Annotated in this window: 20 protein-coding genes and 3 pseudogenes; 10 read left to right on the forward strand and 13 right to left on the reverse strand. The window is 69.3% G+C overall.

Going from position 1 to position 25,102, the window contains the following annotated elements; all coding sequences use genetic code 11:
- The first annotated feature begins 18 nt into the window (after nucleotides 1–18).
- Entirely contained in the window at nucleotides 19–771 is a 753-nt protein-coding gene (locus tag OG965_RS00095; protein ID WP_371647792.1) for a hypothetical protein, read from the forward strand.
- A 91-nt stretch (nucleotides 772–862) separates the two neighbouring features.
- A pseudogene (locus OG965_RS00100) lies at nucleotides 863–1,105 on the forward strand (single-stranded DNA-binding protein); the annotation flags it as partial.
- A gap of 504 nt (nucleotides 1,106–1,609) precedes the next feature.
- On the opposite strand, the gene OG965_RS00105 reads toward OG965_RS00100, so the two are convergent.
- Entirely contained in the window at nucleotides 1,610–1,768 is a 159-nt protein-coding gene (locus tag OG965_RS00105) for a hypothetical protein (protein WP_371647794.1), read from the reverse strand.
- A 79-nt stretch (nucleotides 1,769–1,847) separates the two neighbouring features.
- Here OG965_RS00105 and OG965_RS00110 point away from each other — a divergent pair, with 79 nt between their 5' ends.
- The gene (locus OG965_RS00110) at nucleotides 1,848–3,071 is read left to right on the forward strand and encodes a hypothetical protein (RefSeq protein ID WP_371647796.1); all 1,224 of its coding nucleotides are present in this window, start codon (nucleotides 1,848–1,850) and stop codon (nucleotides 3,069–3,071) included.
- A 40-nt stretch (nucleotides 3,072–3,111) separates the two neighbouring features.
- On the forward strand, nucleotides 3,112–4,506 hold the full coding sequence (locus tag OG965_RS00115; protein ID WP_371647798.1) for a DNA cytosine methyltransferase: 1,395 nt from the start codon (nucleotides 3,112–3,114) through the stop codon (nucleotides 4,504–4,506).
- 268 nt (nucleotides 4,507–4,774) lie between these two features.
- On the opposite strand, the pseudogene OG965_RS00120 reads toward OG965_RS00115, so the two are convergent.
- Together OG965_RS00120 and OG965_RS00125 are read right to left on the reverse strand one after the other, a co-directional pair.
- Nucleotides 4,775–5,523: pseudogene (locus OG965_RS00120) on the reverse strand (IS5 family transposase); the annotation flags it as partial.
- Nucleotides 5,524–5,605: 82 nt separating this feature from the next.
- Nucleotides 5,606–6,985, reverse strand: coding sequence for an NF041680 family putative transposase (locus OG965_RS00125; protein ID WP_371647800.1), 1,380 nt, complete (start codon nucleotides 6,983–6,985; stop codon nucleotides 5,606–5,608).
- 312 nt (nucleotides 6,986–7,297) lie between these two features.
- Here OG965_RS00125 and OG965_RS00130 point away from each other — a divergent pair, with 312 nt between their 5' ends.
- Together OG965_RS00130 and OG965_RS00135 are read left to right on the forward strand one after the other, a co-directional pair.
- Entirely contained in the window at nucleotides 7,298–7,912 is a 615-nt protein-coding gene (locus tag OG965_RS00130) for a hypothetical protein (protein ID WP_371656802.1), read from the forward strand.
- A gap of 26 nt (nucleotides 7,913–7,938) precedes the next feature.
- A complete protein-coding gene (locus tag OG965_RS00135; RefSeq protein WP_371647802.1) occupies nucleotides 7,939–8,562 on the forward strand; it encodes a hypothetical protein in 624 nt (207 codons plus the stop codon).
- 151 nt (nucleotides 8,563–8,713) lie between these two features.
- Here the strand turns inward: OG965_RS00135 and OG965_RS00140 are convergent, their stop codons facing one another.
- Entirely contained in the window at nucleotides 8,714–9,034 is a 321-nt protein-coding gene (locus OG965_RS00140; RefSeq protein ID WP_371647804.1) for a hypothetical protein, read from the reverse strand.
- Between the two features lie 855 nt (nucleotides 9,035–9,889).
- Between OG965_RS00140 and OG965_RS00145 the strand changes: the two genes are divergently transcribed.
- From OG965_RS00145 to OG965_RS00155, 3 genes are all read left to right on the forward strand, one after another.
- A complete protein-coding gene (locus OG965_RS00145; RefSeq protein WP_371647806.1) occupies nucleotides 9,890–10,957 on the forward strand; it encodes a hypothetical protein in 1,068 nt (355 codons plus the stop codon).
- A 126-nt stretch (nucleotides 10,958–11,083) separates the two neighbouring features.
- Nucleotides 11,084–12,295, forward strand: a complete 1,212-nt coding sequence (locus OG965_RS00150; RefSeq protein WP_371656803.1) for an aspartate aminotransferase family protein — start codon at nucleotides 11,084–11,086, stop codon at nucleotides 12,293–12,295.
- Nucleotides 12,292–13,341, forward strand: coding sequence for an alcohol dehydrogenase catalytic domain-containing protein (locus OG965_RS00155; protein ID WP_371647808.1), 1,050 nt, complete (start codon nucleotides 12,292–12,294; stop codon nucleotides 13,339–13,341). The genes OG965_RS00150 and OG965_RS00155 overlap by 4 nt, the downstream gene beginning before the upstream one ends.
- Before the next feature lie 15 nt (nucleotides 13,342–13,356).
- Here OG965_RS00155 and OG965_RS00160 read toward each other — a convergent pair whose 3' ends face one another.
- Nucleotides 13,357–14,109, reverse strand: coding sequence for an SDR family oxidoreductase (locus OG965_RS00160; RefSeq protein WP_371647810.1), 753 nt, complete (start codon nucleotides 14,107–14,109; stop codon nucleotides 13,357–13,359).
- Complete coding sequence (locus OG965_RS00165) at nucleotides 14,099–14,689, reverse strand: SIS domain-containing protein (RefSeq protein ID WP_371647812.1); 591 nt, start codon at nucleotides 14,687–14,689, stop codon at nucleotides 14,099–14,101. The genes OG965_RS00160 and OG965_RS00165 overlap by 11 nt, the downstream gene beginning before the upstream one ends.
- Before the next feature lie 213 nt (nucleotides 14,690–14,902).
- Here OG965_RS00165 and OG965_RS00170 point away from each other — a divergent pair, with 213 nt between their 5' ends.
- Complete coding sequence (locus tag OG965_RS00170; protein WP_371647814.1) at nucleotides 14,903–15,898, forward strand: phosphotransferase enzyme family protein; 996 nt, start codon at nucleotides 14,903–14,905, stop codon at nucleotides 15,896–15,898.
- Nucleotides 15,899–16,081: 183 nt separating this feature from the next.
- Here the strand turns inward: OG965_RS00170 and OG965_RS00175 are convergent, their stop codons facing one another.
- The 7 genes and pseudogenes from OG965_RS00175 to OG965_RS00205 form a co-directional block, all read right to left on the reverse strand.
- Nucleotides 16,082–17,188, reverse strand: a complete 1,107-nt coding sequence (locus OG965_RS00175) for an NAD-dependent epimerase/dehydratase family protein (RefSeq protein ID WP_371647816.1) — start codon at nucleotides 17,186–17,188, stop codon at nucleotides 16,082–16,084.
- Complete coding sequence (locus tag OG965_RS00180; RefSeq protein WP_371647818.1) at nucleotides 17,182–18,087, reverse strand: glycosyltransferase family 2 protein; 906 nt, start codon at nucleotides 18,085–18,087, stop codon at nucleotides 17,182–17,184. Before OG965_RS00180 ends, OG965_RS00175 begins: the two co-directional genes overlap by 7 nt.
- A 316-nt stretch (nucleotides 18,088–18,403) precedes the next feature.
- Nucleotides 18,404–18,931: a hypothetical protein gene (locus tag OG965_RS00185; RefSeq protein WP_371647820.1), complete on the reverse strand. Its 528-nt coding sequence runs from the start codon at nucleotides 18,929–18,931 to the stop codon at nucleotides 18,404–18,406.
- Nucleotides 18,928–21,114, reverse strand: a complete 2,187-nt coding sequence (locus tag OG965_RS00190) for a hypothetical protein (protein WP_371647822.1) — start codon at nucleotides 21,112–21,114, stop codon at nucleotides 18,928–18,930. The genes OG965_RS00185 and OG965_RS00190 overlap by 4 nt, the downstream gene beginning before the upstream one ends.
- Nucleotides 21,111–22,910: a hypothetical protein gene (locus OG965_RS00195; protein WP_371647824.1), complete on the reverse strand. Its 1,800-nt coding sequence runs from the start codon at nucleotides 22,908–22,910 to the stop codon at nucleotides 21,111–21,113. The genes OG965_RS00190 and OG965_RS00195 overlap by 4 nt, the downstream gene beginning before the upstream one ends.
- Nucleotides 22,907–24,169: an integrase gene (locus tag OG965_RS00200; protein ID WP_371647826.1), complete on the reverse strand. Its 1,263-nt coding sequence runs from the start codon at nucleotides 24,167–24,169 to the stop codon at nucleotides 22,907–22,909. The genes OG965_RS00195 and OG965_RS00200 overlap by 4 nt, the downstream gene beginning before the upstream one ends.
- Nucleotides 24,163–24,980, reverse strand: a pseudogene (locus OG965_RS00205) (IS5 family transposase). The gene OG965_RS00200 and the pseudogene OG965_RS00205 overlap by 7 nt, the downstream one beginning before the upstream one ends.
- Between the last annotated feature and the right edge of the window lie 122 nt (nucleotides 24,981–25,102).

The following is a 25,102-nucleotide window of genomic DNA, read 5'->3' on the forward strand; positions in this document are numbered from 1 at the left end:
TCCCAAAGGAGCCTTTCCATGATCACGCCTGACCCGGCCACGCCCGAGGGCGCGGCCGTCATCGACCTGCACGAGCAGATGACCGCGCTCCACGAGCGCGCGGGCGAGTGGCCCGGCGCCGACACCGTCGGCATCCTCGACGCGTGGCTGGCGGGGTTCGACTTCACCAGCCCGCCCGCGCCGTCGCGCACCATCGTCGGCAGCGCCTGGGCGCCGCACCGCGAGGACCGGAACGGGCAGGAGGTGACGCTGTGGGCCGACGAGAACTCCGCGCTGGCCTGCCTGGCGCAGCGTGTGCGCAGCAACTGGGACAACGTGGCCGGGGACGACCGCATCCCGCACTGCCCGCCGATCAGCGACCGTGCGGCCGTCCGCCTGCACTACGGGCCGCGGGCACAACGAGCAGATGAGCGCTACTCGTTGTACGCCGACGACATCGAACTGCCGCTACCGGCTGTCTCCGGCCCCGACGGCTTCCGCTTCCCGGGCGAAGAGATGTGTGCCGAGGCCAACAGTGCGGCCGTCTTCCACCCGATGACGGACCGCGCCGACGAGGGCCTGCCCTGCCTTGAGGTCGCCAAAGTCCTGGTCTTCGCGTACCTGGACGCGGACCGCCGTGCTATGCGGGTCTCGGTGCATCTCGATGCCGCTGACGAGTTGATCGTCCAGCCCAGCGGCACGGTTGCCCTGCTGGTCGAGGTCGGGGACTCCACCGTGTTCTGCGGCGGTGCCGCGCCGACACACGCAGTTCCACCACGGTTGCGGCGATGACTGCGGCGGCTGGTCCGGCGAGGAGGGCCGGCCAAGGGGGATTGACCCCATCCCAACTCACACAATTATTTGGTATCGGAGGTGTTCCCGCATGTCCCCGCCGACCACGCACGTGTCCGGCACCGTCACCAGCGACGTCGAATGCCGCTTCACCGCATCCGGCCTCGCCGTCTGCCGCTTCCAGCTGGCCCAGACCTCACGGCAGTGGGACCCCGCCACGCAGACGTGGCGGGACGGGAACCCGATCACCTACATCTGCACCGCATGGCGGAACCTCGCCCGCAACGCCACCGAATCCCTCACCCGCGGAGTCACCGTCCTGGCCACAGGCCGCATCACCGCGACCAAGGACAACTCCATCCACCTCAGCCTCGACGACCTCGGCATCAGCCTCCGCCAGCGCATCGCCTACACCGAAACCAGCCTGCCCAGCCCGGCCGCCGCCGCCCCCATCACCGCACCCGAAGCGCCCCGACCCGCACCGCCACGGGCTGCTCCCGCTGCGCTCAGCCAGCCGGGCCGCCCTCCCGCCTGGTGGGAGCAGCAGCGGTCTTCCGGCTGGTGCAGCACCACCACCGCGACGGACAACGGCACTTCCCCCCCCCCCCCCCCCCCCCCACGTCGACATCTGACAGCGCTCTCCCGCGCTGAGCTGACCGCCGGCCCTGACTGGCCTCTGCGTGCCGCGCCCGCCACCCAGCATGTGCACACGGACCGCAGTGCCTCGCGGCACGCCGTCCAGGGCACGCACCCCTGCGGCCGCCCTGCCTCCCTCGTCAACAGCCCTCCCCTGCACGGCGGCCCAAGCCCGGGCAGGCAGAGAGGAACCCGCCACGCCTCAGCACGCCGAGTACGTCGAGTTCTTCGACGCCGTCGTCACCGCCCACACCGACGACGAAGACCACGCCCCGCTGCTCCGGATCCCGCGCTCGCGCGGATGGCCCGCGCCGGTGACGTCGCCGACGGCGACCTGACCCTGCCCGCCGTATCCCCGCACGGAGCGGACTACTTCAACGCCTGCTGCTCATCATCCCCGCCCAGACCCGGCCCGGCCCGGCCGCGAAGGAGCCCGTGCCATGCCAAGCACCGCGTACAGCCTCTTCCTGCCCGGCCTGACCGCCGACGACGACCTGGACACCGTCATCAACTGGGGGCTCGGCGCCGACTCCACCGCCTACCTCGCCCGCATGCTCACCGACCCCGCCGCCCACGGCATCGACCTCCAGCGCACCGCCGTCCTCTACATGGCCACGGGCAGCGAGTGGCCCGAAACCCGGCTGCTGTGTACGGAGTTCATGCTCCCACTGCTGCGCCAGCACCGCGTGCGGTTCGTCCAGCTGGCCCGCAACAGACATCTCAAGGCGGACGGGATCACCGTGCTGGACGACTGCCGCCACCCTGAGCAGCTCCACGCCCGTGGAGCGTGGACGCTGTGGGAGGAGATGGAGTCCGTCGGCACCGTTCCCCAGCAGGCCGGGGCGCGCAAGTGCAGCCTCCGGGCCAAGGGCGAGGTCGGTGACCTGTGGCTCGGCCGGGTCTTCGGCGGCCGCCCCTTCCGGCAGATCCTGGGCTTCAACGCCGACGAGCCGGGCCGCCTCTTGAATGACACCACTCACTCGAAGATCCCGGGCCGCACCGGGGTGTTCCCGCTCATCGAATGGGGCTGGGGCAGGCGCGAGGTCGAGGACTACCTCCACCTGCGGTTCGGCGTCCACTGGCCCAAGTCGTACTGCACCTTCTGCTGCTTCCCCGTCTCCATGGGCGCGCTGCCCGCCCACCTGGAGCGCATGCGCACCCACCCGGACATCGCCGGACAGGTGCTGCGCCTGGAGTACACCGCGATGAGCCTCAACCCCAACGCCACGCTCTACGGCAGGACCGGCAGCCTCCTGGACATGCTGGACCCCTCCCAGCTACGGGACCGGGCCTGCCTGGAGGCCTTCGCACGCGAACTCGACACGCCCTGGGCGCTCTACCACGTGCGCCGCCTGTTCCTGCTGACCGCCGACGGCCGACGCCGCCCCGTGATGCGCTCCACCGAACGCGTCGACCTCGGCCACCCCCAGCTACTCGCCCGGCGACTGACCTCCCTCTCCCAGCGGCACCGCGTCGACGTCGAGCACGACCGGCTCTACGGGCGCGCCCGGGCCTGGGTCCGCCCCCGCCAAGACGGCTGGCCGATGGCCGAGGAACTGTTCTGCACCGCCCCGGCCCACGTGATCGACAAGCAGGACGGCGGCTTCGACAAGGCGTGGGACGCCCTGCTTTCGGGCTCCGGCGCGCAGCTCCAGCTGCCCTGACGCAGCCATCCACCTCTCTTTGAAGAGCAGGAACTTCGACGTGATCACCGTGACCGACTTGTTCTGCGGCGCCGGTGGCTCCACTCTCGGGGCCGAGCTGATTGACGGCGTCCGCGTGCGGATGGCGGCCAACCATGCCCGGCACGCCATCGACACCCACCAGCACAACCATCCGCACACCGACCACGACTGCGCCGACATTTCCCAGGTCGTCCCGGCCAAGTACCCGCGCACCGACATCCTGTGGGCGTCACCGGAATGCACCCACCACACCCGGGCCCGGGGCAAAAAGCGCTGCTACGGGGAGTTCAACGACGGGCTGTTCGCCACCGACGGCACGGACGAAGCCGCCATCCGCTCACGGGCCACCATGCACGACGTCGCCCGCTTCGCCGAGCACCACCGCTACCGGGCGATCATCGTCGAGAACGTGCCCGACGCCCGCTGGTGGGGACCCGCAGATGCTCCGGGGTTCGCGTTCGACACCTGGGTGCGCAGCGTCGCCCTGTGGGGCCCGTACCTGTACCGGATCGTCTACCTGGACTCCGCCCATGCCCAGGCCGCCGGTCCCGGCTCCCGCTCCCGCCGCCCGCGGATGTATGTCGTCTTCTGGCGCCAGGGCGACCGCGCGCCCGACTTCGACAAGTGGTTGCGCCCCTACGGGATCTGCCCCGCGCACGGCCGTGTCCATCTGATGCAGTCCTTCAAACGGACGCGGGTGTGCAGCCCGGAGCGCCCCTGGGGCGTCTACGGCGTCAAGACGGGCCAGTATCTCTACCGCTGTCCCCACGTCACCTGCCGCAACCAGGTGGTCGAACCGCCCGTGCGCGGCGCGATCGAGGCCCTGGACCTCACCCTTCCCGCCCAGATGCTCGGGGAGCGGCTCAGGCCTCTGGCGCCCAACACCATGCGGAAGATCAGCGCAGGGTGGGACAGGTACCAGCGGGTGCACGGCCCAGGTGCCTTCATCGAGCCGTACATGGTCGAGCTGCACGGCGGCGGCTCCACGCACCGCCGGGCCAGCGAGCCAATGTCCACGCTGACCGCCGGTGGCATCAACCACGGCGTCGTCTACGCCGATCCGGCCTCCCACGAGCTCCTGCCGTACTACGGCAACAGCACGGCGCAGCCCGTGACCCAGCCGATGCCCACCCTCACCACCCACGACCGCCACGGGCTGATCGGCTACGCCACCAGCCTGGAGGAGTGCCGGTACCGGATGATCCGGGCCCGGGAGGCAGCACGGGCGATGGAGTTCCCCGACACCTTCGTCTTCCTCGGACGGCGCGAGCAGCAGGTCGAGATGATCGGCAACGCCGTCACCTCCAACGCGGGCCGGGACCTGGTCGGCATGGTCGTCGAGGCCCTGACGGGCCAGGACACCGTGGCAGGGGCAGCGGCCCCGCACAGCCAGCCTGTGCAGGAGGCGGCGTAATTGAGGCGGCCCGCGCAGGAACCGCTGCCCATCGCGAACGCGCCGGAGGCAGCACCGGCGTCGTCTTGGTGCCAGCGCTGGCACCGGGGCAGGCATTCGTGGCGGCACGTACGAGAGGGGGCTTCGACCGCCGCGACTACCACGTCGAGGTCATCGCCGAACTGGAGCAGGCTAAGAGGTCCTAACAAAGGCGTTGGACGTGGCGGTGGGTGATGAGGCAGGTGGCGAGTCCGAGGAAGGCTTCGTGGATGTCGTCGCGTCGTTCCCAGCGGATGCGTAGTCGGCGGAAGCCGTGGAGCCAGGCGATGGTCCGTTCCACAACCCACCGGTGGACTCCGAGGCCGGATCCGTGCGGGACGCCGCGGCGGGCGATCACCGGTTTGACACCCATTGCCCAGACGAGACGGCGGTATTTGTCGTGGTCGTAGCCGCGGTCGCCGAGCAGGCTGTCGGGGCGGTTGCGTGGCCGTCCGACGAGGCCGGCAACAGACGGGATCTTCTTCAGCAGGGGTATCAGCTGGGTGATGTCGTTGCGGTTGCCGCCGGTCAGCGAGACGGCGAGTGGGATGCCCTGGCCGTCGACGATGAGGTGGTGTTTGCTGCCCGGACGTGCTCGGTCGACCGGGCTGGGACCGCTTTTGGGCCCCGTCGAGCTGCCCTGACGTGGGAGGAGTCGATCACCGCCCTCGACCAGTCCAGCTTCTTCGCGACCCGCAGCTTCTTCAGCAGCACCAAGTGCAGTTGGTCCCAGACGCCGGCATCGTTCCACGCTGCCAGGCGCCGCCAGCAGGTCATACCGGATCCGAACCCCAGCTCCTGCGGCAGGTACTCCCACTGGATCCCGGTATGCAGCACGAACAGGATCCCGCAGAGTGCCTGCCGGTCCGGTACCCGGGGGCGTCCCTCCACCTGTTTCGGCGCCGGACCCGGAAGCAACGGCTCAATGAGCGACCACAGTTCATCCGACACGATCCAAGGCCGCGACTGACGTTTCCCCACGGCCAGACCAACGACCATCCGAACCAAAAGTCACATGATCAACAACTTCTGTTAGGGCCTCTAAGCTTCGCTTTTATCCCTGAGAGTGGTGGATCGTAGGTCATGCGGTTGTTTTGACTGCTGGATGGCGGGGTGCGGGGCCTCGTCGGCTGCCTGGTGGTCGGCCGGTGGAACGTCCGCAGGGTTGTGGTGGGTTGGTCAGTGTTCCCACTGCTGCCTGAACATGACGAAATCGTCGACGGACCCGGCCAGGTGTGAGCCGATTTGATGGCAGTGGTTTCTCCCAGGGCAGGCGGTGGTCGGTGACCAGGGGGCGGGCGAGGCGGAGTTGGGTGTAGGCGACGAGCACGATCCAGGTCCATCGGTCGGCCTGTTCCGGGGTGCGCGGGCGGGGCAGGGTCCAGTTCAGTGTCTGGCGGGCGAAGCGGAAGGTGTGCTCGATGTCGAAGCGGCGGGTATAGGCCCGCCAGAGCAAATCCGGATCGGGAACCTGGCCGGAGGGTCCCGCCCACCACAGCCACAACGTCTTCGGTGCCCTGGCCCGGCCGGGCAGCCGGTCGACGCTGAGGCGGACCACGGTGCCCGGGACGACAGGGCGAGGGCCACGGCTGCCATGCCCGTCATGCTGCTGGGTCTTGGCGTGCAGGCGGTGCCAGAGCTGCACGGTGACCACGCCGTACTGCTCGTCCGCACATGAGTGGACGGAGTCCGGGGTCGGCCAGGTGGCGGGATCGGCACAGGTGAACTTCGCGCCGTGGCGCCGCGGCCGCCCCGCGACCGTCGTCCTGCGGGGTGGCGGGTCGGCGTAGAAGCACCGGTCGGAGCGGACCCGGACCAGGATCTGAGCCGGACTGCCGGTGAGGTCGAGCGCGAGGCGGACGGAGTCGTACCCGCCATCGAAGACGAACAGCGGGCTCCGAGCGCCCAGTTCGGGACGCCGTTGCAGCAGGCCGCGGATCTGGCGGGCGGCGATGGTGCTGGGGTTCTCGCCCGGGAGCAGGCGCCGGGCATCGACCGGAGCGCTCCACGAGTTCGTGCTCAGCTCCAGGCCGGCCAGCCAGGAATAGGCCCAGCCTGCCACGATCGGCTGGCCCGCCGAGTGCCTGGAGGGGTGGTAGTAGTAACCGCGGCCGGGCGAGCACTCGGCATCACTGCGGACCCACACACTCACATCCACCGCGAACACCGGACACGACACACCAGGCAGCGAGTCGGCCAGCAACTCACGTGCCGCTTCGGGATCCACTCGGCCCTGGGCCAAGGCGGCGTAGGTGCTGCCGTGACCACGTCGGTGCAGCCCGTCCAGCGACAGATACGGCAGCGAGACGACCGGCCCGGCCGCCAGTAGAGCGTCCGTCAGCTCAAACAACGCATCCGCGCGCCGGACCAGACAGGCATACCAACTCCTACGAAAGCGCATCAGGTTGGCTTGCCCCTGGCGGGACATCCCGGGCCCGAGCACACTGACAGCGACGGCCATCGCGTCCTCCCCTGGTCTTCACCTACCTGGAGAGTCCCGCGATGGCCGTTCCATGTCCCACACATCACCCAACCAACCATGCAGGCCCACGGCGCAGGGATAAAAGCGAAGCTAAGGGCCGAATGCGCGGACTCGCTCCGGCTGATGCGCCTGTTCAGCATCACCGATGCAGACCGCCATGCGCTATGTCAGCACCGCCTGCCGGAAGCGCACCGCGAAACTACCCAGGTAGCGGGCCCACCCTGAGCCCGATACCGCTAAAGCCCGTGGCGGGTGTAGCAGCGGATCCGGCATCATCCCCATGTGATCGTGATGCAACCCGTTCTGGAGATCCTTACTGCCGACGACTTCGCGCTTTGGCCGGTTGGTGAGCGCGACTTCTACGGCTACCTCGTACTGGACGGGAAGCTGACTCCGGCGGAGGTCGGCACGGCCGTCATGCGAATCGCCGACTGCAATGACTTCGAGCCGGAGGAGGAGCACGGGCCGTGCCCGACCGACCCGCTCGGCACATTCCTGCACGGACTGCTCACCATGCCTGATCTGTTCGCCGCCGGAGGGTTCCGGGTGACCGACAACGCCACCGTCTTCGTCGAGCCGGGCTGCTGCAACGGCCTGGAGACCTGGCGGGATTGGCTGGAGGTGCTCGACGGCACCGGCTGCTCCTCCTTCGGTCACGATCCGTCCTCGGTGGCCGAACGCGTTGGCGACATCGTCCGGCCGACACTCGACGCCCACGGGACGGACGGCAGCCCAGTGATCGAACTGTCAGTAGACCAGGTACGCAGGCTCGTCTCGGGCGCCCAGCAGGATTTGCAGGACTTCCTCAGCCTTGCCGGAACCTGGGCTGAACAACACCTGCCGGCACACGCTGCCGCCGTCACTGCCGCCCTGGCACGGGCACTGGACCTGGCGCCCCCACAATGACCAGTTTCCTGACCCACCGAGCGCGCGTGCACGACGCCTGCCTTCCCCTCCGCCGCCGGCACAGTGCGCTGCGGACCTGCATCACCCTCTTTGCTCCGTACGGCTTCCGGGCGACCTACCACCACCTCACGCTCAGCGCCGCGATCCCTCGGCGGCTGGAGGCGGACCCGGACGCGCTGGTGCGTGCGGTGGAGGAACTGTATGAGGCGCGGGTGCTGTGGCTCGCGCGGGCGGAGAAGTACGCAGCGCAACGCCGGGCGGAGAAGCGGGCCGGGCGCCGGGCTGTAGTGACCCCGCGACCGTGGTGGCTGCGGAGCTGGTGGGAGGCCCCGAACCGCGCCTGGTACGAAGACCCGTTTCGCCATCCGTCGCTGCGGCTGCCCGAGTACGTCCGGCGACAGAACGCGATTCTGGACGGCGCCGATCTCCCCGGCTGCCCAGCATGCGGCGACGAGAGACCGCTGATGTCGAACTCGACCGGGCACGGCTGGGTGGAACTGTGCCGGGGGTGCGCGTGGGTGCTGGCGCCATGTCCGTGCGGGCAGCGGCACCGGTTCGTCCCGGAGACCCCGTTCAACTGGAACGGGATCTGGCAGCGGGCGCACATGCGCGATGACGGCATGCCTAACCCACACTGGCCTGCGGGCTAGCCAGTTGGATGCGGCACGGGGGGCTTGAGTGTGGCTGATCAGCCGGGTGGCACGCGCTCTTCAAATCATTGCCCGCCGCGCAGGTGATCGTTGCCCGGCACTCCTCGTAGCGAAGGGATATCGCGGACGCTACCGAGAGGGTGCCGGCCGGTCACCACACGTCGATGGACCAGACGTCGCCCCTCTGGTGTCCGTCTGGATCTGGGTCGCCTGACCCGTACGGGTCAGGGTCGGCGACCACGTGGATGCGGGCGGCGGACCCGGATACGCGGTAGCAGTCCATGTCACTCGACGTGTTGTGCTTGTCGAGTTCGATCGTGTGGCCCAGGGCCAGGATGGCGGCCTGCAGTTCCTTGAAGGGGACTCTGGGTGCGAATTCCCCGTACTCCCGCGAGAGCGGGGACGGCACGGTGTTCGGGGACTGGTCGTACAGCAGCCGTTGGATCTTCACGCCGAAGCCGAAGCACGACATCTGCCCTTGCCACCCTGGCTGGTCCGGCGAAAAGTTAATTTCCACGAGCCCGTAGTCCCGCCGCAGTAGGCCACCACCGGGAACATCAAGGCATCTCGCCCCCAGGGCGGCCTCCCAGGCTTCCGGGTCGGCACCGAGGCCAACTCCCAGGACCTCACCGCAAACGGCGACGTGAGCGTAGAAGCCAAAAGCGGACACCCGTCAGCTCCCTCAACTATCCGGACAGGACACCACCTGCTGATCTCGGCACAGGACAGGCGGATCACTTCCCTGCATTCGGTGATCGTACAGAGCGGCCAGTCATGGCAGTCGCCGGGTAAGTTCGTCGCCGTCGTCGAAGTCGAAGTCCCAGGCGGGATGTGTATTTCAGATCAGCCGTGGTCTTCCCATTCCTCCTGGCAGAACCGGGGTTCGCTCACCATGTCCCGTCAGCTAAGCCGGAACCCGCACGTGGGACCGCCGAGCCATCAACAGGCACGCAGGTTTCGGCTTACCAACGTTCAGGATTCCGGAAACCGGCGCGCTTCCGGCCGGACGGCACAGAAGATCCGCCGCCAGGAGCAGGGCCACCAGTACACGGCCGCCAAGCTCACCGCGCTGGGCTTCGCAGCTGCGGCCTGGCGGGGACCCGACCGCGTGGCTGCACGAGGCGCTGGCCGCAACCGGTGCCCGCAGGGTCCGGCACCGCGGTGTTCACCGTTTCTGCGGACAGTTGCTGCGTGTTGCCGCCTGGCCTGTGACGGTATCAGGATGAGAGGGTTGCGGCCGATGGCTGCCGCCCGAGGCACCCTTTCCTGCCGACATTCGCAGCTATACGCTGCGTCTACTCAGGCGCCGGGGAGGAGTTGGGCTTTGGTGGACCAGGGGCAGGCATTCACTGTCTGGTCGTATCGCGGTGCGTATGAAGTTCGATGGATCTCGCTGAAGCGTGCCCTTCCGACGGGGCTGTCCGCATCGGACCGGCTCGTAGTCGACGCCACCGTGCTGGCAGGACACCCGGAAGTTGGAACACTCGCGTCTACCGCCCCCACGCTGCCGGTCGTGGCCGAGGAAGACCTCAAGTCACTCGAAGGCGCCCTGCTGGTCGTGACGTGGCTTCTCGATTCCGGCTTCGACCGCGGCGGCACGCTTTACGTGATCGGCGGTGGAACGGTTCAGGACGCCGCCGCGTTCGCAGCCTCCATCGTCCACCGCGGCGCCCGTTGGGTGTTCGTGCCGACCACTCTCCTGGCCCAGGGCGACAGCTGTATCGGCAGCAAGTCGTCGATCAATCACCGGGGTTACAAGAATCAGCTCGGCACCTTCCACCCGCCGGCCGAGGTCATTGTCGACGACGCGTTCCTGGGCACTCTGGCGCCGCGCGATGTCCAGTCCGGCATTGGCGAGATGCTCCACTACGCCGCTCTAGGAGGCGACACGGTATGGGCGGCCTTCGAGGCGGAACTGTCCGGGGGTTGGGAGCGGCTCAGCACAGCGGACATGTCCGCCCTGGCCAGGCGGGCCATGACGGTCAAGAAGGACTTCGTCGAAACCGATGAATTCGACACCGGACTCCGCAGGAACCTTAACTTCGGGCACACTTTCGGCCACGGGATCGAATACGCATCGAAGGGCCACATTCCCCACGGGATCGCGGTGGCCTACGGCATGGAGTGCGCGAACGCCTACGCCGAGAAGCTCGGCATCCTGGCCCCGGAGGTCCGCGCACGAATCGGCCTGATCATCCGCGGCCTGGTGGACGGGAGCGAACTCCGGGAGGTCAGCGCCTCCCAGATCGTGAGCGGCATGGCGCAGGACAAGAAGCGAGTGGGCGATGAAGCCGAGCTGATCCTCCTGGAGGACCTGGGGCGGCCGGTCAGGGTGAGCGCGCGGCTGGACGGGCACCTCGAACGGTTCCTCGAACACGTCCTTGACACTTGGTGAGCCGAGCGGGCCATGACCGGTACCGCCGGCAGCCGCCGAAACGGAGTGCCCGTGGACCGTTACGCCACTTCTCACGCCTCCTACGCCCGGACCAGGCGTTCACTGGCCCGGGGCGTTTCGTCGGCCATGAAGGCGACACAGGCCCCTGTGCCCATCACCGCCAGCCGGGGCGCGGGCAGCCGCATCTGGGACGTCGACGGAAACGAATACGTGGACTTCACGCTCTCCTTCGGCCCTATGCTCCTCGGCCAGTCCCCGGACGTGGTCAAAGACGCGGTACGAAGCCAGCTGAACCGCGGTATCGGGTTCGGCGCGGGAAACCAGCACGAGGCGCCGTTTGCTGAACTCCTCTGCGAGGTCGTGCCGTCGGCAGAACTCGTGATCTTCAGCAACACAGGCACGGAGGCGGTCCAGGCGGCGCTGCGCGTCGCCCGGGCGGCGACGGGGCGGAGCAGAGTCGTCAAGTTCCGCGGTCACTACCACGGATGGCTCGACTCCATGCATATCGCCATTCCGGGACTGCAAGGGGACGGCCCGGGAACCGCCGGACAGGATCCCCTTGCCGCGCAGCAGGTGACGATCTGCCCGTGGAACGACACCAGGGCACTCGCCGCCGCGCTGGCCGACGACGTGGCCGCCGTCATCATGGAGCCCCTTAACATCAACGGCGGCTGTTTCGCGCCCGAGCCCGGATACCTGGAAGAGGTTCGGCAGCTGACCCGGGAGGCCGGCGCTCTGCTGATCTTCGATGAGGTAATTACCGGTTTTCGAGTGGCGCTGGGCGGGGCGCAGGAACTCCTCGGGGTCGTACCGGACCTGACGGTCCTGGGCAAGGCCCTCGGCTCCGGGTTCCCGATCAGTGCCGTGTGCGGGTCCCGAGACGTCATGTCGGTGGTCGCTACAGGTACCGTTGCGCACATGGGCAACTTCAACGGCAGCCCGCTCGCCGCCGCGGCTGGATTCGCTGGCATCAATCACCTGCGCGAGCACCGTGAAGAGGTCTACCCGAGGCTGGAGTCCGCGATGAAGGTGATCGCCGGAGCGTTCGAGCGAGCCAACTCCGAGCATGGACTACCTGTCCAGTTCAACCACACGGTCGGCGCCGGCTTCGGCTTTGTCGCGGAGCAACCGGTGCGCGAGCACGGCGACCGCCTCCTGTCCGACGCGCAGGCCTACGGCAGGTTCGCAGCCCGTCTGCTCGACAAGGGCGTGTTCGTTCCGGCGCGGGGGCTCTGGTACGTCTCGACGGAGCACTCCGCGGAGGACCTCGCACGCGCCGCCGGCGCCGTACTCGCCGTCGCCGCCGAATTCACCGACATGAGGGGAGACGACCTGTGAAGGCCGTGGTCGCCACAGCGCCCGGGCCCGACCGGGTGGCTCTGCTGGATGTCGAGGAGGTGGCCTGCCGACCCGGGCACGTCATCGTGCGGGTGGAAGCGGTCGGCATCTGCGGGAGCGAGATCCACATCCAGCAGGGCGACGTCTCCTGGGACATGACCTACCCGGTCACCCTCGGCCACGAGTTCTCCGGAGTGGTCGTCGAGGCAGGGGCCGGAGTGACTTCGTTCGCGGTGGGCGACCGCGTCGTCTCCGAGACGGCCGCCGAGATAGACGCCGCGTCCGAATGGGCCCGGACCGGTGTGTACAACCTCGATCCGAACCGTCGCGGTTTCGGCGCACGGGCGGACGGAGGCATGGCCGAACGGGTGGTCGTTCCCGAGCGGTGCCTGCACCGGCTTCCGGACAATGTCTCCTTCAAGCAGGGGGCTCTGACCGAGCCGGTATGCGTGGCCTATCAGGCGACCTGTGTCCGCACGGAGATCCGTCCCGGTGATGCCGTTGCCGTCGTCGGGGCTGGCACTATCGGGCTGCTCAGCGCGTGGCTCGCCACCCTCGGTGGGGCCGGCCCCGTGGTCGTGGTGGGGCTGCCTGGAGACGCCTGGAGAGCCCCGACGATGCAGGCGATGGGGCCGATACGGTTCGCCGCGTCCGTCGAGGAGGCGCGCGCTGCCCTGGAGCGCCGCGGTCGGGCCGGAGCCGACGCTGTCATCGATGCTGCCGGGGCCAGCGAGGCGCTCCGTACCGCTCTGGAACTGGCACGGCCCTTGGGCCAGGTGACGAAGGTGGGGTGGGGGCCGCAACCCTATGCATACTCGCTCGATTCGCTCGTGGCCAAGCAACTCACCCTTCGCGGGAGCTTTTCGCATACATGGACCGTGTGGGAGCGGGTGCTGGCGCTGCTGGCGGACGGCGCCGGCGAGGTGGTCGAGCGGATTGTCGGCTGGGAGGGAACTCTGGACGACTGGGCGACCGGCTTTGGACTCCAGGCCGAAGGAGCTGTGATCAAAGGGATGCTGCTGCCTCGGTCCTGCCCGGCAGGGTGACTGCTGGGCAGGCGCTCAGCGTCCGCCAGCCACGTCCAGAACCGAGCCGACGCAGTACGAGGCGGCGTCGCTGAGCAGCCACAGCACCGCCTCCGCGACCTCGTACGGCGCTGCGGCGCGGCGCAGCGGGATCAGTGGCTCCATAGCGCGGACTCGTGCCGACTGCCCGTTGCGCTCATGGATCTCCGTCAATGTCGTGCCCGGCCGGACCGCGTTCACCCGAATCCCCTCGGCCGCGACCTCGCGGGAGAGGCCAGTCACGAGACTGTCCACGGCGCCTTTGCTGGCCGCGTAGTCGACGTACTCGCCGGCAGAACCGATGCGGCTGGCCGCTGAGGAAACCAGCACGATGGAGCCCCCGGCGTGACCGTCCGCTGTAGACATCCTGCGTACGGCCTCACGGCAACACAGAATAGTGCCGAGCACGTTCACGTCCAGAACGCGCCGAACCCGCTCCGCAGTAAAATCCCGCAGCCGCGACGGCGGGGCGACAACGGCCGCATTCGCGACCAGGCCGCGAACGGGACCGAGAACGTCCGCCGCGCGGAAGAGCGCCAGGACGTCGGGCTCCTGCGCGATGTCCGCCCGCACGGCGACCGCCCGCCCACCGGACTCGCGCACTTCGACCACTAGGGCGTCGGCTCGGTCCTCCGCCTCGACGTAGCTGAAGCAGACGTCCCAGCCGCTCGCCACCGCGCGACGGACGGTCTCCGCGCCGATGCCGCGGCTGCCGCCAGTCACGACCAGGACGCCCCGCTCAGTGGGCACTGATGAACCCCTCGGGCAGGCTCGACGATCCCTCGTACATGAAGGAGCAGTACATGGCGTGCATAACAGCCGAGGCCACGTCTTCCGCGATGCCGGGTTCAGCCGATCCGAGCAGGACCGGATGGTCCGCCAGCCGGGCGGCGGTGCTCCCCGGAGTCCCCACGAGGGCAACGACCGGCATACCGGCTGCCCCGGCTGCGGCGATCGCCTGGTTGACGTTAGCGCTCTCACCGGACACCGTGAACGCGCACAGGACGTCGCCAGCACGCCCGTTGCATTCAAGCAACGCCCTGAGGGCCTCACGGGAGCCGAAATCGTTGACGGCTGCGCTGAGCGCGGCGGCGTCCGCGCTCAGGCACACCGCCCGGAACGGCCTGCCCCCCGAGCGCCGTGTGTTCAACGTCAGTCCGATCGCCAGATGCGAGGCAAGAGCGCCACAACCGCCGTTGCCCACCGTCCATACTGTCGCGTCGCGCTCCCTGGCCTCGGCCAGCACCTCCACGGCCCGCTCGACCGCCGTGACGTCGACAGTCTCCGCCACACGCAGCCACGCATTGATGTATTTCGCCGCGAAACTCACAAGCGCTGCCCCCTGGCCCCCATCCCGGTCGTCCCAGACACCGCAGGACCGGAGACAGCCATGTTAACCACTGATCAGATTCGCGGGCGGGAGTCCTTGAACTGACCGAACATCAAGACCGATCACACAGCCGCCGCGTAGGGTTGGCGGAGCTTCTCGTAAACGGCGCGGAGGAGACCTTCCGGTCCCGGGTGCTACGGAGGAGGACGCGAGATGGCAGCACGCGACATCTACGTTCCGCCTCAGCGCATTGGCATCAGGGCGCTCGACGCTTCCGAGGCGGCGCACGCGAACTCCCTTGCCCGTGCAGCCATCGCCGCATTCAATCTGGATGGCTACACCGTCGCAGAGTTGGTCAGGCATTCAAATGTGACGGCCCGGCTGGTGTCGGCCGCAGGCCCCGCGCTCGCGCTCCGCCTGCGGAGGGGGCCGAGCGTCGACAGCAGGACCGAGTTGGCTTGGCTGAGCGCTGTCCGACGAGGCACCGAGGTGCGGGTTCTGGAGCCCTACGCCGAGGAGTTCGACCGGAACACCCGCACCGTCGCGAACCGCGACGGGACGCCCGTCGAGTGCAGCCTGTTCTTCTGGGCGGACGGGCGACCGCTCGCCGCCGACCTGACCCAGCTCAACTACTGCGAGCTTGGCCGGATGACCGCACAACTCCACGAATTCGCGGCCAGCTGGCAGTCCGCCCCGGGCCTCAAGCCGCTGGTGTGGGACCGAACCATGTACTACGCGGGCACGCAGCTCGTGATCACGGATCCCCGCTACGCCGAGTTCGTCCCGGCTCGGCACGCGAGAGTGGTCGAATCCGTGGTCGGGGAGGCCGATGCCGAGCTGGGCCGACTCACCCGTGCTCCCGACCGCATGTTCCTCCACGGCAACATCGAAATGTGGAACGTGCTGTCCACCGGCCCAGGCGAGCTGAGACTGCTCGACTTCGAGGACGTGATGGTGGGTCCCCCGGTGCTCGATGTCGCGATCACCCTGTTCTACGGCCGTGAACGAACGGACTACACCGCCCTGGTTGAGGCATACGGGGCTGGTTACCGCAGCGTCCGTCCCTGGCCCGTACGCGACTCCCGGCAACTAGCCCTCCTCACCGCCGCCAGGGCGGCGATGCTGCTGAACCACGCGCTGCTGACCGAACGGGACAGGCAGTCGGTGACCGACCGGCTCCTCCCGCTGATCCTCGATGCGGCCCGGTGAAGACCACCTCGAGTGCGCAGACGCCAGGAACGCCCCTCCTATCCCGGTCGCCCAGCCCCTGACGAGTCCTGACGCCGGACTGCCGACCGCCGCACGGTGAGCCAGCATCATCAACTCACCCAAATAGCACTGTGCAAAACAGCCCGCCTCGCGGCGCGAGCCGTGCGGGCATCCCTCTACGCCTCACCGCTCGCCAGCACCGACGGAGTCACCATCATGTTCCCTCGACCCTGCCCGTGTGCTCGCCGCGAGGAAGTCGACTACCTGACAGGCGGTAGCGTCGGACGGAGGGACCTCGCTGTCGGTCATCCTCGCCCAGGCCACGGTCCAGGAGGCAGCATTGGTGAGGTCGAGACGGTGCTCCCAGCGCAGCGATCTCGCGGCACGCCCTCCGTCAAGCCTCAGAACCGGCTCTTCAGGGAAATCGACCTCGTCTCGGCCGTCACTCACGAGAGCGCCGGGACCCCACTCGCGGGCCAGTTCGGCAACGAGTTCACCCGCCGAGCTCGCCATGCTCGGGGGAGCGAAGTTCAGCGCGCGGCCACTGTCGATTTGGCGGAAGAGAAGACGGGACGCAAGCGTGGCCAGCCCCCACACGACGTCGAGCACATGCTGGAAAGGTCGTTCAGCCGCCGGGTCGCGTAGGCGGAATGCCGTCCCCGAACGAAACGCCCGCAGCGCGTTCGGCACGAGCCGGTCCGCTTCGTCGCCGCCGCCGATAACGTTCCCCAGCCGCACCGACGCGATCGACGAATCTGCCGGGACCAGCGCGCGAAACTCGTTGAACAGTGCCTCAGCCATCCACTTCGACGCCGGATACGGCCCTGCTCCGCCGAGCCGTGACCCCTCGGTGAGGGGCGGCGCGCCCGCACCAGCGGGCGCATAGCACTTGTCGGAGGTGACATGCACCAGGGCCCGAACGGCGCCCAGGCGGACGGTCTCAAGGACGGACAGCGATCCGTTGAGGTTCACGTCGAATGTCAGGTGCGGTTCCGTGAACCCGCGGCCGAGAAGGGGCTGAGCAGCCAAGTGGACCACAACGTCGGGCTCGAAGACGCGGGCCGCCGCGACGACCGAGGCGAGGTCGCGGACATCACCCCGGACATCGGTCACTCCTAGAAGCGTGAGCCACTGGGCGCGCGTGGCGCTGGCGGGGTCCTCGGACAGGGAGTAGCCGACCACATCGGCCCCGCACGCGACCAACAGGGAGCAAAGCCACGATCCGATGAAGCCGGAGTGCCCGGTGATAAGGACGGTGCGTCCGCGCAATGCCTCCGGATCGCCTACCACCCCCGGGATCCGTCCGCTGAGCGCGAGTGGCGTTCGTCCAGACGAGAGGGCCGTAGCAGCCAGTCCGCCGTGCCGACGCTCCAGCCGGCGATCCAGGCGAGTTCGCCGAGAACGCCGAGGCGACCACCCTGGCGCATGCGACTGGCCCGGCGCTTGAGCGCATGGACGAGTTTCCGCAGCATGAACCAGTCCCCGCGGGCGAGGTACTTACCGTAATAGCCGCCTTGGCCCCGGCCGTAGGCGAAGCGGACAGCCAGGTAGTTCCGCTCGGTCCGCCAGGCACGGTGGTGGACGAGCGCCGCCGGCTCAAACACGATGGAGTACCCCGCCAGCAACAGGCGATAGCCGTAGTCGTTGTCCTCCGAGGACGGGAACCGGGTGCCGGGGCCGATCCGGGAGTCGAAGGGCCCGATCTCGGTGAAAGTCTCCGCGTACAAGGCGAAGTTGAAGGTTGCCAGCGGATCGATGGTGATCCGGCCGGTGAACTCGGCCGCTTGGTCATCGGTATGCAGCGAGGGCGCGAAAGCACCCTGCTCCTCCGCCGCTCCGGCGAGGACTCGGCCCGTCACCACCGCTCTGGGGCCGGCCTGGAGTAGTGCTCGCACGATCACCTCCAGCCAGTCCTTCGCCACGAGGCAGTCGTCGTCGATGACGACGATGACCGGATGGGAGGCGTATCCGAAAGCCAGGTTGCGGCTCCTGCTGATTCCTCTCGTGTCCGACGTGATGTAGCGGAACACGACTGTGTCCGGCGTCTGCAAGCTTTTCAGGGCCTCGTTCGGTGCGTCGCTTTGATCGACCACGACGATCTCGTCCGGCAGGGTCGAGCCATCAAGCACCGATCGAACTGCGTCGTACAGGAGCCGTGGGCGATTGCGCGAGCTGATTAGCAAGCTCACCAACGGTCGCTCCATCGTTGCCCCCACCTCGTTGGCCGACGGCACAGCGTAACGCTCGTAGGTGCCTGAGTAACGGCGAACGGGTTGAGCCGATGCGGAGGTACTGAGGTCCTAACATCACATGGCGACATATCGGTTGCGTTGGCCTAGAAGGCTCGAGCTGGGGCGGCGGACAGACAACGAGGGGGTGCGGTAACGCGGCGGGGTGGCAGGTCGTCGTGCTGCCGGCCACCGCGTTGCTGGGGTAATGCCCGCTCTGGTCTTGGCCACCGAGGCGACGGCACAGCACGGCACCCGCCGTCGATTGACGCCAAGGTCAGGGACGACGCCGCCGGCTGAGATCGGGGACCGAGGCCTGGGCGGCCACCTGCTGTTCCAGGGCCGCGTTGGTCTCCTTGAGCTTGCTGTTCTCGATCTCCAGGACGTGGACGATCCGAACCAGGAGCTGCGTCTGTCCGCGCAGATCGTCGCGTTCGGCGCGGACGCGGGCCAGGTCCTGTTCCTGCTTGGCCGCGCGGGCTCGCGCCGAGTCGGGCAGCGCTTCGGGGACGGGGGTGCGGGCCTTGACCAGGGCGTAGAACAGGTCCTTGAGGCCGGTGTGCTTGTGGGTGAGCTTGTTGCGGCGCAGTCCGGCCTCGATGGCCAGGGAGACGATGGTCAGTTTGCCGTCGGAATGCAGCGGGGCGCCGATCAGCAGGCGCACCATGGCGTCGGTGATGGCCTGCGCCTCTGCGGCGTCCTCGGTGTCGGCGTGGCCTTGGACGTGGGTGAGGGCCTCGCCGACGAGCTGGGCCAGCGCCGCGCCGTCGTGCGGTCCGGGGGCGGCAGCGGTGGGGGTGTTCATCGTCGCTCCTGGGCGTGGTTGCCGGCGGGCTGCTGCGCGTCGTGGCGGCGGATGATGGCGGTGAGGTGATCCTTGCGCTGCTGTTCGCGGGCGGCGATGGGGTAGGGGTCGAGGCCAGCGTCGGCGTCCGCGTCGATCCGCGCGACCTCGGTGCGCAGGGCGGTGATTTGGCTGTCGGTGCGGCTGATGTTTGCGCACGCCGGGTGGCAGCGGGAGTGGTCGGGGGTGCTGCGACCGCCGTCGCCCGCCCGGTCGCGGTCGGGGTTGCACAGCGCGGTGAACGCGTCGTGGTTGCAGGTCAGGAACGCCTTCGGGTCCTCGTAGACCTGGAGGCGGGGGTTGGCGACCAGCGCGCGCAGTTCGCGTCGTCCGAGGTAGGTCCCGGCGTAGCAGTCGGAGAACTCGGCGGCCGCAGCGCGGTAGCGGTCGGCGGCCGGGCCGCTGACCTTCTCGCCGGCGGCGAGGCGTTCGCTGGCCTCGGTGAGGGTCTCGGCCAGGGCCAGACCCTTCTCCTGGTCCAGTACCTCGAGCATGTCGGCCTTCGAGCGGCCGGCGTAGGACTCCGACATGGCGGTGGCCGCGTGCCCGTACTGCACCGCGAGCGCAATCCGGCCACCGGGCTGGCGGTAGATGAACCAGGCGATGGTGCGGCGGAAGCGGCGCAGGGCGACGGCGCCGTCCGGGTCGTCCGGGATCAGCTCGTGGGGGCGGTCGTGGGCGGCGGCGAGCTGGTTGGCCCAGGCGGTGAAGGCTCGGATCCGTTCCACGGCTGTGTCGGAGGACAGGCCGGTGCGGGGCATGCAGGTGCCCTTGGCGTACCGGTAGAGGGTGCGGGTGAACAGCTGCTCGCCGTCTTCGAGTTCCTCGACGACGGCGATGGCGCGCGCGACGGGCTCCAGCACGATCCACGGGTCCGCTCGCACTTCGCCTTCGCCGATCGCGTTGCCGTCCTCGTCCAGCACGCCCTTGAAGTGCCGGCCGCGGACCTCGAACCGTACGGTGCCGTCATCGCGCTCCACGCGCGTGCAGCAGCCCCGGCGCAGGGCCAAGACTTCCTCGGGCCGCATGCCGGAAAGGTAAGCGCAGCAGATCAGGGCGGCGGTGGACAGGTGCAGCACCAGCACGTCCACGTCATCGAAGCCGATCGCCTCTCGCCACGGGACTGCGCCGATCCGGGCGGCGAGCTGAACGTCGAGGCGCGGTGCGGGGCCGAAGTCGTTCGGGGTCAGCTCGCCGGACAGGATGCCGCGGGCGCGCGCGACCTGGGAGGTGGTCACGCCGAGGGTGCCGGCCAGGAAGGTGTTGGCCATCGGTGGCAACGCACCGCCGTAGCGGGCGCGTACGGCGGTGGCGCCGGGCGCACCGCTGGAGGGCAGCTTCTCGCTGGCCGCGAGCAGGCCGCGCAGGTAGGCCACCGTGGTCTCGGTGCCGCCGAGCGGGGCGCGGGCGGGAATGGCGGCGAGCAGCCGACGGTGCTCGCGGGCGGCGGTCAGGATGTCCGGTGCCAGGTCCAGGACCGTGCGAAGCGCCCACACCAGCAGTGGGGCCATGACTGCCGGGTGCACGATCGCGACGCTGTTCTCGCCGTCCGGGGTGTCGTCATTGGTGCCGAGGAAGTCGGACATGACCGCGCCCGGGTCCTCCCAAGGCGGCATGACCAGGCGGTCGCTCTCGGGCAGGTAGGGGGCGTATGCCCATAGCCGTGAGATCACCCAAAGGGCCTTGGCGTCGGTGCGCCACCGGCGGCCGAGCGGGCGCAGCTGCTCGGCGTAGGCCTCCAGGTCGCCGGTCGTGACCTGTGCGAGTTCGGTGATGCCGCGCCCGTCGAGCCAGGAGGCGAGACGGATCCAGATCTGGAAGTTGTGGCGCAGGGTGCCCGGTTGGGTGGTGGAGCGCGAGGCCCGCTGCTGGAGCAGCACCGCCGGGGTTGGGACGTTCAGCTCGGCGAAGGCCGCGCGCATCACGCCGGGCCGCAGCCCGGCGGGGCAGCGGCTCCAGTCGATGACCAGTGAGCGGTTCGACTCCCTGGGGCTGATCAGCGCCAGGCGCCAGGCCAGATCGCGAAAGCGCGGCAGCTGCTCGGGGTCGAAGCCGGGCCGCAGCCGGTTGAACGGCAAGACGAAGGCGTCCGGGGCCGGGTCGACGACCTCCGGGCCAGCGGGCAGGGGCGAGGAAGCGTTCACGGGTCGAGCCTCCGTTCCAGCATCGCGTGGATCAGCTCCCGCTCGCTGTCGGCCACGGCGGCGACCAGCTGGGGCCGCGCGTCGGTGGTGGTGTAGGTGGTGAGGAAGTCGCCAATCCGCGCGTGGTGTGTCGCCCAGTCCGCGGCCCACACCGTCGGCGTCACGGCCGAGCGCAGGGACTCCAGCGCCTGGTGCAGGTAGGCGATGCGGGGCAGGTCGCGGCCGGTGGCCACCGCGTTGCGGCAGGCGAAACACAGCAGGAACGACACCGCGCACGGCATCCCGGCCGTGGTGTGGTCGGAGTTGAGGAAGTCCGCGCATGAGGCGACCGGGGTGCGCAGCCGGCCGGCCAGGATCCGGCGCGCCACCTCCAGGTCGATCCCGGCCTCCTTGGCCACGAGCTCGGCGCTCACCTCGCCAGCGGCGTCGACCTCCTCGACCAGGCGCATGGCGACCGTCTGCCGGGCGGAGGCCAGAGCCTGGGCCAGTCCGAGCTCCACCGCGCCGCGCGAGGCGGTACGGACGTCCTCGTCCTCCAGCTGGTAATCCCGCTCGTGGGTGGCCTGGGTGTTGTTGCGGGCACGGCCGTGGTGCGCCTGCGCGCTGTGGCGCAGCGCCTGGGCGTGCACCCGAGCGGGCAGGTCGACGCCGCCGTCGCGGACCTGCTGCTGCCAGCGCCGGATCGCGCCCTCCAGGGCCTTGCCGACCTCGTGGTCCCGCAGATTCTCAGCTCCACCCAAGCCGCGGTGGCCGACCAGCAGCTTCGTCGCGGGCCGGCCCAGCGCCTCCAGGGTGACCCGGGCCGGCGCGGTCAGCTCCAACACGTGCCGCAGGGCCCGGCCGCTGGACCCCTCCCCGACGTCGACGAGCATGTTGCTCGCGTGCCGGCGCCGTCCGCGCCGGGCCTTATCCGTGTCGACCTGGTGCACGGCGGGGTCTTCGCGGTCCGCGTTCGGCCACCAAGTAGGCACATCCATCTTCTTGAGCACCGACTGGTTCCACGCCCCGTGCGCGATCAGCAGCACGGCCGCCGCCCCGATCTCCGCCGGCGTCGGAAAGAGTCGGCTCAGCGAGGCGGCGTTGCCCTCGAAGCCGCACGCGCGATCCGCGTACGCGGTCACCGCGCGGTCGGCACTGTTGGGGTAGCGCGGAAGGTCGCCGGTGCGGGCCAGCACGTCCAGCACCTCCCCGAGGGGCCAGTCGCCGTCCCAGCGCTCGATCGCCCCGGCCCGCCACCGCTGGAGGACCGCGGTGTTCGCCGCGATCCGCAACCGCCCTGCACGTACCGTCGCGGCGGCCGCGTCCCTGATCCGGCGCAGTTCCTCCCTGGTGTGCGCCTGCTTGCGCGGCCGTCCTCGCCGGGCCGGCGGCCGGCGCCGCGGCGTCTGCAGGAACACCCGGGTCGCCTCTGGCACCCCGGGCGCCCGCCGGACGACCGCGGCCAAGACCCGGCGGACGTGGATGTCACCGGTCCACTGCTTCCACCACTCGACCGTGATCTGACTGGTCGCGGCGACGGGTGGCTCGGCCGCCGCCGCGTCCTTGAACAGCAGCCTCAGCGTGCTGGCGTTCGTCTGGTAGGTGTCCTGGCTGCCCCAGCCCCGTCCCTGCCCGGCCAGCCCGGCCACCAGCGCCTGCCGGAAGTCGACGGGGCCGGGGCTGTCCCGGAAGTCCCACACACCCAGCGGCTTCCCGGCACCGCTGACGGGGCGGATGACCAGGCCGTCCGCATCCAGCACCGGCGCCTTGCGGTAGTCCGTCGGCGGCAGCGCCGCCCGGCGCCCCCGCCCGCTCACGCCACGTCCAAGATCAGACCCGTACGGGCCGCCAGCTCCGCGATCCTCTCCGCGTTCACGGGATTGTCGTCGTCGCCGAGCAGCGACTCCAGCTGCAGCCCACGCACCGGCTCCAGGTACACGTCCCGCGTCACCTGCTCGCTGCGGTGCCCGAGCATGTCCTTGACCATCAGCCAGACCTGCCCGTACACCTCCTCGTAGTGCAGGCGCTCGGCGGGCGTCAGCCCGAGCCGACGGTCCAGCGCGTTGTGCAGCGCGATCAGCGTCCGCAGAGCCATGGAGTGCCGCAGCATCTTCGGCGTCGCGAAAACGTCGAGCCCCGCGGCCGCGCACCGGTCGCTCGCCCGCTCGAAGACCTTCGTCCAACTCGTGTACCGCAGCGGCAGCCCGCTCTCGGTCAGCCACAGCATCGCCGGCTCCAAGCCGTCCTCACCCTCGACGAACAACCGCATCCGCTCAGCGGCCGTCAGCCGCCCCAGCGCGCTCTCGCCCGCACGCCCGTCCCGCCCCTTCCACTGCACACGGCCCGCCCGGCTGACCCCCTGGATGATGCGCAGGCCGGGCAACCGGTCGTAGACGCCACGCCGCCGGGCGCGGGCCACCGCCAAGGCGCGCGTGCTCACCCGGTAGCCCTCGACACGCTGAAGCGCCGGATGACCGACGTAGAAGGTGTAGCCGGCCCGCTTGGCCACGGCCTGGCCCACCCGCCCCGCGTAGTAGTTCCGTCGCCCAAGCGCCGGGAGCTCGCAGAGCAGCACGGTGCCTCCCTCGCGGCGCCGCAGGCCGCTGGAGTACATCAGGTCGGCGTACGCCGTATCCCGGCCAGCCGACCGACCGCGCCACGCCTCGTCCTCCAGGCCGTCCGGCAGCATGCCACCGAGCCCGACGTTGCGCCACAGCCGAAAGGCCCGAGGCGACAACCACTTCACGTCCGAGGTCTTCACGTCCGACGGCGAGGCGAGCGTCACCGGGTTCGACGGAACGAGACCGCGCTGGGCCGCGATGCCGTACAGCAGCTTCAACGCCGCCTGCTCCTTCGCCCACGTGCCGCCGTCGACCGGCGCCGGATTCGCCGCCCCTCGTCGACGCCAGTCCTCCCAGTCCTCGACGTCATCCTCCGACGCCTCGTCCCAGTCCAGCCCGCGCTGCCACAGGAACGTGAAGAACAGCCGGTAAAGCGGGGCGTACGTGACCTGCGTTCCCTGCGCCTTGGCCGAGAACGCCGAGCGGCGCAGGCACTCACTAAGAGGTGCTAACAAAGGCGTTGGACGTGGCGGTGGGTGATCAGGCAGGCGGCGAGGCTGAGGAAGGCTTCGTGGATGTCGTCGCGGCGTTCCCAGCGGATCCGTAGGCGGCGGTAGCCGTGCAGCCAGGAGATCGTGCGCTCAACGACCCAGCGGAAAACACCCAGGCCGCTGCCGTGCGGCTCACCTCGTCTGGCGATCACGGGCCGGATGCCGCGTGCCCACAGCAGACGACGGTACTTGTCGTGGTCGTAGCCGCGGTCGGCGAACAGCATGTCGGGCCGGTGCCGGGGACGTCCGACCGTGCCGGCCACAGACGGGATCTTGTCGAGCAGGGGCAGCAACTGCGTGACATCGTTGCGATTTCCACCGGTCAGCGAGACCGCGAGCGGGATGCCCTGGCCGTCGACGATGAGGTGGTGTTTACTGCCCGGCCGTGCCCGGTCGACCGGGCTGGGACCGCTTTTGGGCCCCGCCGAGCCGCCCGGACATGGGAGGAATCGATCACCGCCCGCGACCAGTCCAGCTGGTTCTTCGACCGCAACTCCCGCAGCAGTACTGCGTGCAGACGGTCCCAGACACCAGCCTCGTTCCACGCGGCCAGGCGCCGCCAGCAGGTCATGCCCGAACCGAAACCCAGCTCCTGGGGCAGGTACTCCCACTGGATCCCGGTGTGCAGGACGAAAAGGATCCCGCACAACGCCTGCCGGTCCGGCACCCGAGGCCTGCCCTCGACCTGCTTGGGACCTGGCACGGGCAGCAACGGCTCGACGAGCGACCACAGTTCGTCCGACACCACCCACGGCCGCGACCGACGGTTCACCATGACCAAACCAACGAGCCGACAAGCCAACAGTCACATGATCAACGGCCTTTTGTTAGGGCCAGTAAGTCGAGGATCCACCCGGCCATCCGGCGAGACGAGGATCGGCTGCCGCTCGCGCAGCC

This window comes from Streptomyces sp. NBC_00224 (assembly GCF_041435195.1).
Lineage (GTDB): Bacteria > Actinomycetota > Actinomycetes > Streptomycetales > Streptomycetaceae > Streptomyces.